The sequence below is a fragment of the Streptomyces sp. NPDC050610 genome, from assembly GCF_040654875.1.
GTDB lineage: Bacteria > Actinomycetota > Actinomycetes > Streptomycetales > Streptomycetaceae > Streptomyces.
The window spans coordinates 317,555-324,416 of the sequence record NZ_JBFAIV010000007.1 but is presented as its reverse complement, the minus strand read 5'-3'; the positions used below and the strand labels follow the sequence as shown (position 1 = coordinate 324,416).

Here is a 6,862-nt window from a genome sequence, read left to right as displayed (position 1 = left end):
TCCACCAACCGCACCCACGCCGCCACATACGCCTGATACAACCGCCGCACCTGATACCCCGGCGCAGCCGACAGAGCTGTGGGCGGCGTGTCCGCGCGCGCCGGAGGGGCGTCAGCCATGAGAGCGCCCTGGCGCGCTCTCGGCCCGGTCGGCTACGTAGGCGATCGCCTCGCGCAGCAGCTTCAGCGCGGTGGACGGGGTGTCCCAGAACACCATGTGGCCCGCCTCCGGGACCGGCATCAAGCGCGCCTCGGCATGACTGGCCGTCAGTTCCCTTACCCCTTCGGCCGTGACCACGGGGCTCTGCACTCCGTAGAGCAGAGCCACCGGGGCCGGCACGCCGGGCCACCAGTCGAAGAAGTCCTCCGACTCGAATCCTCGGTGGGTTGCAGCGATCGCCTGCTCGCCGCAGCTCGCGAGCCAACGCGCCCTCAACTCCTGTTCCCTGCGCGGCCATCGGGGCCATGAACGGGCCACCTCGTCGGCGTCCGTTCCCCGTACGGCTTGCTCCAGCTGCCCCAGGAACGCGGACAGCGAGGTGGGGTACGGGTCGCGGCCGACGCCGCTCAACGGCGGATCGACGGCGATGACGCCGCCGACCGCCTCCGCGGCGCGTACGGCGGTCACCGCTGCGATGCGGGCCCCCATCGAGTGGCCGAGGAGCAGCGGGCACTCCAGACCCAGCCCCGAGATGACGGCTTCGGCGTCCCGTGCGTACGCCTGGAGGTCGTAGGCGTCGCCGTCGCCGCCGTCGGAGAGGCCGCGGCCGCGCACATCGAGGACCACGGGCCGCACCAGATCGGTCAGTTCGCGGGCGACGAAGTCCATGGTGATCGCGGGGCTGGTGATGCCGGGCAGAACGAGCAGCGGCACGCCGTCGCCGCCGTAGTCGAGTACGTGCAGGCGCAGTGAGCCGGAGCGGACCCAGCGGTCGGCGGCCGGGACGTCGGCGAGATCGGCGAGTGCGGGCTGGCCGAGGGACCGTGGCGACACGGGGTTCCTCCTGGTGATGGCGGGTCAGGTCGTTGGCTAATGGGGCGTCATGTCTTTTGCGGAGCGACCGCGGATGGAGCGTCAGGTGTCCGGCAGGCGGCGGAGGTAGCCGAGCGCGTCGGACAGGTCGATCACGTCCCCGTACTTGGCCTCGATGTCGAACAGCGCCGCCTCGTGCGGGCCCTGGGCCCGGTCGCCCGCGCACTCGCGCGGCACCAGCACGGGGAAGCCGCTCTGCACGGCGTCGACGGCGGTCGCCCGCAGGCAGCCGCTGGTGGTGGCCCCGCACAGCAGGACCGTGTCGCAGCCGAACGCCACGAGGGCCGCGGCCAGCGAGGTGCCGAAGAAAGCGGAGGCGCCCTTCTTCACCACCAGGACGTCCTCCGGCTCGCGGGGCAGCCGCGGGTCGACGGCCACCGCCTCGCTGCCCTCGGTCAGTACGCGCAGGCCGGGGGCCTTGTCCAGCCAGGTGACGGAGTGGCCCTCGGCTTCGGCCGGTGTGTAGGCGATGGCGGTGTAGAGGACCGGCGCCCCGGCCGCGCGGGCGGCCCGTACGAGCGTGGCGGTCGCCTCCACCACCTCGGTGAGGTCGGCTCCGCACGCGAAGCGGTCCTCGGTGAAACCGCGGGTGAGGTCCACGATGACGAGGGCGGGGCGGCTGCCGCGCCGTACGGCGGCGCCGAAACCGGCGCGCTCGTACGTGCGGTCGGTCTCCGGTCCGTACCGGCCGCCGCTCACCGGGCGTTCCCGGCGGCGCGGCAGCAGTGCTTCTCGCGGGTCAGGACGCGGCCGAGGAGCCAGCCTTCGAAGAGGCCGAAGGCGAAGGCCGCGGCGGGCGGCCCGTACTTGGCCAGCGCGGGGCCGACGACCATGGAGATCCCGTTCAGCTCGCTCTGCCCGGCGAAGGCGGGCTGCTGCGGCAGCGCGGCACCGGCGGCGGCGGGCGCGACCTGCGGTACGGAGCCGGTCTGTGGGGCGGTGCCGGGCTGCGGTACGGAACCTGGCTGCGAGCTGGGAGCTGTCTGGGGAGCGGCCGCCGCTGCCGGTCCCGCCGCGCGGTCCTGGTCGAGCAGGGTGCCGAGGTTCTGGGCGAACTGTTCGAGGATCTTGCCCGAGACCGTGGCCACCGCGCCCTTCCCGAACTGGGCGATCTTCCCGCGGATGACCAGGTCCGTGGTCAGCTCCAGCCGCGCGCCCTCGGGGGCCTCGGTGACGGCGAGGGCGACGAGCGCCTCGGCGTCGCCGCTGCCGTGGGTGTCGGCGCCGCGGGCCTGGACGCGCAGCCGGCGGGCTTCGGCGTCGCTCTCCAGGAAGCGGACGGTGCCCGCGTACGCGGCGGTGATCGGGCCGACCTTCACCCGCACCTTCCCCCGCCAGGCGTCGCCGTCGCGGCCGTCCAGGGCGGCGCCCGGCATGCAGGAGGCGACCCGTTCGACGTCGTTGACGAGGGCGAACACCTCGTCCGGGGCCGCCTTCACCGGCACCGTGTGGTTCAGCTGCATGGAATCTCCTTGTCCGCCGCCCGGCGGCGGCGCGGTTGCGCGACAGTCCGGGCGGACAGTCAGTCGTTCTGCGTCTGCGCGGGGGCGAGGGCGGCGGCCCGGCGGCGGGCGGCGCAGTCGTCGATGGCCTCGACGATGGTCTGGTAGCCGGTGCAGCGGCACAGATTGGAGGCGACGACCTCGCGGATCTCCTCCTTGGTCGCGTCGGGCCGCTCCGCCAGGAACCCCTCGGCGAGCATCAGGAATCCCGGTGTGCAGAAGCCGCACTGAAGGCCGTGGTGCGCGCTGAACGCCTGTTGCAGGTCGCTGAGTTGACGGCCGTCGGACAGCGACTCCACGGTGCGGATGCGCGCGCCCTCGGCCTGGGCGGCGAACATCAGGCAGGACCGTACGGGCGCGTCGTCGAGCAGCACCGTGCAGGCGCCGCAGATGCCGTGCTCACAGCCGACGTGGGTGCCGGTGATCCGCAGGTCGTGGCGGAGCGCGTCGGCGAGGGTGCGGCGGGGCTCGGTCAGGATCTCGTACTGCTCGCCGTTGACGTGCAGGCTGATGAGCTGCTGGTGGTGCGGGTGGTGGGTGGTGTCGCTCATCGGGTGCGCTCCAGTCGAGTCTGCTCCGGTCGGCTCTGCTCTGGTCGGTTCTGCTCCGGTCGTGTGCGCTCCGGTCGTACGTGCTTCCGCGGGGGCTGCTCCCTCGGGCTCTGTTCCAGGGCGCGGGCGACCGTCTCCGGGGTGACGGGGGTGCTGTCGAGCTCGACGCCGGTCGGCAGCAGGGCGTCGTTGACGGCGTTGAGCACGGCCGCGGGCGCTCCGATGGTGCCGCCCTCGCCGGCGCCCTTGGCCCCGGTCTCGGTGAAGGCGCAGGGGGTCTCCAGGTGCGCGACGGAGATGTACGGGATCTCGTGCGCGGTGGGGACCTTGTAGTCCATGAAGCTGGTGGCGGAGGGTTCGCCCTGGTCGTCGTAGGTGATCTGCTCGAAGAGGGCGCCGGCGATGCCCTGGGCGATGCCGCCGCGCGCCTGGCCTTCGACGACCTTCGGGTTGATGGCGACGCCGCAGTCCTCGACGCAGGCGTAGCGCAGGATCTCCACCTGGCCGGTGCCTTCGTGGAGTTCGACGACGACGCCGTGGGCGGCGTTGGAGAAGGTGCCGTCGTTGAAGACGTCGAAGGTGGCGGTGGCGCTCAGGCCGGGTTCCACGTCCTTGGGGAGCAGGTGCGCCTTGAGGTAGGCGATGTCAGCGAGTTGCTCGTAGGTGAGGTGCTCACCGTGCTCATCCTGCTCGTCGTGGTCGCCGCGCCGCCGTACGCTCCCCCAGCCCAGTTCCGTGTCCTCCAGGGGGATGCCCCACTGGGAGGCGGCGATGCGGCGGAGTTTGGTCCCCAGCTTGGCGGCGGCCAGGCGGACGGCGCTGCCGCCGACGGCGATGGAGCGGCTGGCGAAGGTGCCCCAGCCGTAGCTGACGCGGTCGGTGTCGCCCTGGTGGATACGGACCTTGGCGAGGTCGAGGCCGAGCTGGTCGGCGGCGATCTGGGCCATGGTGGTCTCGTGGCTCTGGCCGTGGCTCATGGTGCCGGTGGTGACGACGAGGGCTCCGCTGGTGTCCATCCGGGCCTCGGCGATGTCGTAGCCGGGGACGACCTCCATCTTCCGCTGGGCGAACGCGGTGGACCCGTAGCCGGTGCGTTCGCTGAAGCAGGAGTAGCCGATGCCCATGTGGCGGCCCTGCGCGGCGGCGGCCTCGCGCCGCTCGTACCAGCCTTCGTCGCGCAGGGTCCGCTCGCACAGGTCCAGCGCCTCGCGGTACGAGCCGGGGTCGTAGGTGATGTTGTTGACGCCGGTATAGGGGAACTCGGTGATGAGGTTGCGGCGGCGCAGCTCGACGGCGTCGACGCCCAGCTCGCGGGCGGCCCGTTCGAAGAGCCGCTCCATCACCATCACGTACTGGGGGCGGCTCACGCCCCGGTAAGGGGCGGAGGGGGCCTTGTTCGTGGTGATGGCGCGGGCCCGGACCCGGTAGGCGGGCACCTTGTAGACGCCGGGCATCTCGGCGGAGGCCATCAGGGGCTCGATGCCGGCGGTGAAGGGGTAGCAGGAGTAGGCGCCCATGTCGCAGACGATGGCGGCGTCGAGGGCGAGGATGCGGCCGTCGGCGTCGAAGGCGGCGCGGGCGTCGTAGTGCTGTTCGCGGGCGAGGAAGGAGGCGGTCAGCGCGTCCTTGCGGTCCTCGGTCCACTTTACGGGGCGGTTCAGGCGCAGGGCCGCCGCGGCGGTGGCGATCTCCTCGCGGCCGACGGCGCACTTCTGGCCGAAGCCGCCGCCCATGTCGGGGACGACGACGCGTACGGACCGTTCGTCCAGGCGCAGGCAGCGGGCCGCCACGGTCCGTACCTGGTGCGGGGTCTGACTGGACGTCTGGAGGAGCAGCTGTTCCTCGCGGTCGTCCCAGCTCGCCACGGCCCCGCGGGTCTCCAGGGGCAGGGCGTTCTGGCGGCCGGTACGGGCTTCGACGGCGACGACGCAGGGGGCGTCGTCGAAGACGGCGTCGATGCCCTCGGTCGCGAACATCGACACGTCGACCAGGGTGTTGGCCGGCGCCTCGTCGTGCACGAGGGGCGCGCCGGGTGCGAGGGCATCGGCCTCGCGGGTGATGGGCGGGCGGGCCTCGTACGCGACCTTGGCGGCCTCCAGGCCGTCCTCGGCGGCATACGGGTCGCGGGCCACGACGATGGCCAGCGGCTCGCCCGCGTAGCGGACCCGGTCGCGGGCGAGTACGGGCATGTCGGTGGGGACGTACTCGGAGCGGGGGCGGTCCAGGCGGGCGGTGATGTCGCCGAGGTCGAGATCGGCGGCGGTGAACGCGGCGACGACGCCTGGCACTTGGCGCACCTCGTCGAGGTCGATGGAGACGACCGTGGCGTGGGCCATGGTGCTGCGGACGAACTGGGCGTGCAGCATGCCGGGCAGGTGGATGTCGTCGGTGAACCGGCCGCGGCCGGTGAGCAGCCGGGGGTCCTCGCGGCGACCTACGGACGCGCCGATCCAGGCGCTGTCCGGGGCGGGGGTGCGGGCTTCGCCGCTCGTGACGCTGTCGGCTTCGGGCGTGCGGGGGTCGCTGCTCATGGCGCCGTCCGGGTTCGCGGTGCGGGTGTCGCCGCTCGTGATGCCGTCCGGGCCGGCGGTACCGGGTTCGCCGGTCGTGGCGCCGTCGGCCTCGGGCGTGCGGGGGTCACTGCTCATGGCACCGTCCGGGCCGGCGGTACCGGGCTCGCCGGTCGTGGCGCCGTCCGGGTTCGCGGTGCGGGTGTCGCCGCTCATCGGGCCATCGCCTCCTCGCAGGCGCGGGTGACAAGGGTGCGGGTCAGGGCCTTGCGGTAGTGGGCGCTGCCGTTCGCGTCGGCGGGCGGGTCGATGGCGGCGGCTGCCGCTTCCGCGCAGCGGGCGAACGCTTCGGGGCCGGGCGGTCGGCCGTCGCCCAGGGCCTCCTCCGCCTCGGGTACGCGTACGGGCAGCGCGTCCACGCCGCCCAGTGCGACGCGGCCGCCGCGCAGGGTGCCGTCGTCCGCGAGGTCCAGCGCCACGGCGGCGGAGACGGTGGCGAAGTCGCCCTGGCGTTCGGCGAATTCGGTGAGGGCGGCGTGGGGCGCCGGTCGGGGAAAGGTGATCTCGGTGAGCATCTCGTGGGGTTCGAGGGCGGTGGTGTAGTAGCCGTGGAAGAAGTCCTGAGCGGCGATGCGGCGTTCGCCCTCCGGCCCCCGAGCGGTGAGTTCGGCGTCGAGGAGGACGGCGAGCAGGCACCATTCGGCGGTGGCGTCGGCGTGGGCGAGGCTGCCGCCGACGGTGCCGCGCGTACGGATGGGCAGGTGGCCGATCCAGCGCATGGTGTCGCGGATGACGGCGTGGCCGGGGCCGAGGCGGTCCGGGGGCGCGGTGTGCACGGCGTGGTGGGTGGCCAGGGCGCCGATGCGCAGCGCGCCGTCGGCGTCGGTGCGCAGGTGGTCGAGGCCGTCGATGGAGCCGATGTCCACGAGGTGCCGCGGCCTGGCCAGCCGGAAGTTCATCATCGCGACCAGGCTCTGGCCGCCGGCGATGAGCTTCGCCTCGTCACCGAGCTCGGCGAGCAGGCGGGTGGCGCCGTCGACGTCGCGCGCGCGGTGATAGGTGAACGCGGCGGGCTTCATGGTCCTCCTCTTCGTGCTGGTGGGGCGGTTGGAGCCGGGCCGGGGGGTGGTGCGGTGAGCGGGGCGTCGTACGGACTCAGGGGGGAGTGTGGCCCGTACGACGCCCCTGTCTGTGGGGGGCCGAGTCTCAGGAAGGCCCGGGTTCTGCCGCCTGACGACTCGTCAAGCAACCTTCTAGGGATGGCTTT

At 73.1% G+C, this 6,862-nt stretch carries 6 protein-coding genes; all 6 read right to left on the bottom strand.

The features are described from left to right. Positions 1–111 precede the first annotated feature (111 nt). Complete coding sequence (locus AB0I22_RS12180; RefSeq protein WP_363130634.1) at positions 112–993, bottom strand: alpha/beta hydrolase; 882 nt, start codon at positions 991–993, stop codon at positions 112–114. Positions 994–1,074: 81 nt separating this feature from the next. Next, positions 1,075–1,731 carry an isochorismatase family protein gene (locus tag AB0I22_RS12175; protein ID WP_363130633.1) on the bottom strand — a complete coding sequence of 219 codons (657 nt, stop codon included), beginning with the start codon at positions 1,729–1,731 and terminating at the stop codon, positions 1,075–1,077. Next, positions 1,728–2,495: an SRPBCC family protein gene (locus AB0I22_RS12170; RefSeq protein ID WP_363130632.1), complete on the bottom strand. Its 768-nt coding sequence runs from the start codon at positions 2,493–2,495 to the stop codon at positions 1,728–1,730. Before AB0I22_RS12170 ends, AB0I22_RS12175 begins: the two co-directional genes overlap by 4 nt. Positions 2,496–2,554: 59 nt before the next feature. Beyond that, positions 2,555–3,085, bottom strand: coding sequence for a (2Fe-2S)-binding protein (locus AB0I22_RS12165; protein WP_363130631.1), 531 nt, complete (start codon positions 3,083–3,085; stop codon positions 2,555–2,557). Then, positions 3,082–5,811, bottom strand: a complete 2,730-nt coding sequence (locus AB0I22_RS12160) for a xanthine dehydrogenase family protein molybdopterin-binding subunit (protein WP_363130630.1) — start codon at positions 5,809–5,811, stop codon at positions 3,082–3,084. Before AB0I22_RS12160 ends, AB0I22_RS12165 begins: the two co-directional genes overlap by 4 nt. Beyond that, a complete protein-coding gene (locus AB0I22_RS12155) occupies positions 5,808–6,674 on the bottom strand; it encodes an FAD binding domain-containing protein (protein ID WP_363130629.1) in 867 nt (288 codons plus the stop codon). Before AB0I22_RS12155 ends, AB0I22_RS12160 begins: the two co-directional genes overlap by 4 nt. Positions 6,675–6,862 lie beyond the last annotated feature (188 nt).

What these genes read in the sequence shown, in the direction of transcription:
- AB0I22_RS12170 (WP_363130632.1), bottom strand. Translation starts at nt 2,495, where the DNA reads ATGCAGCTGAACCACACGGTGCCGGTGAAGGCGGCCCCGGACGAGGTG.
- AB0I22_RS12165 (WP_363130631.1), bottom strand. Translation starts at nt 3,085, where the DNA reads ATGAGCGACACCACCCACCACCCGCACCACCAGCAGCTCATCAGCCTG.
- AB0I22_RS12160 (WP_363130630.1), bottom strand. Translation starts at nt 5,811, where the DNA reads ATGAGCGGCGACACCCGCACCGCGAACCCGGACGGCGCCACGACCGGC.
- AB0I22_RS12155 (WP_363130629.1), bottom strand. Translation starts at nt 6,674, where the DNA reads ATGAAGCCCGCCGCGTTCACCTATCACCGCGCGCGCGACGTCGACGGC.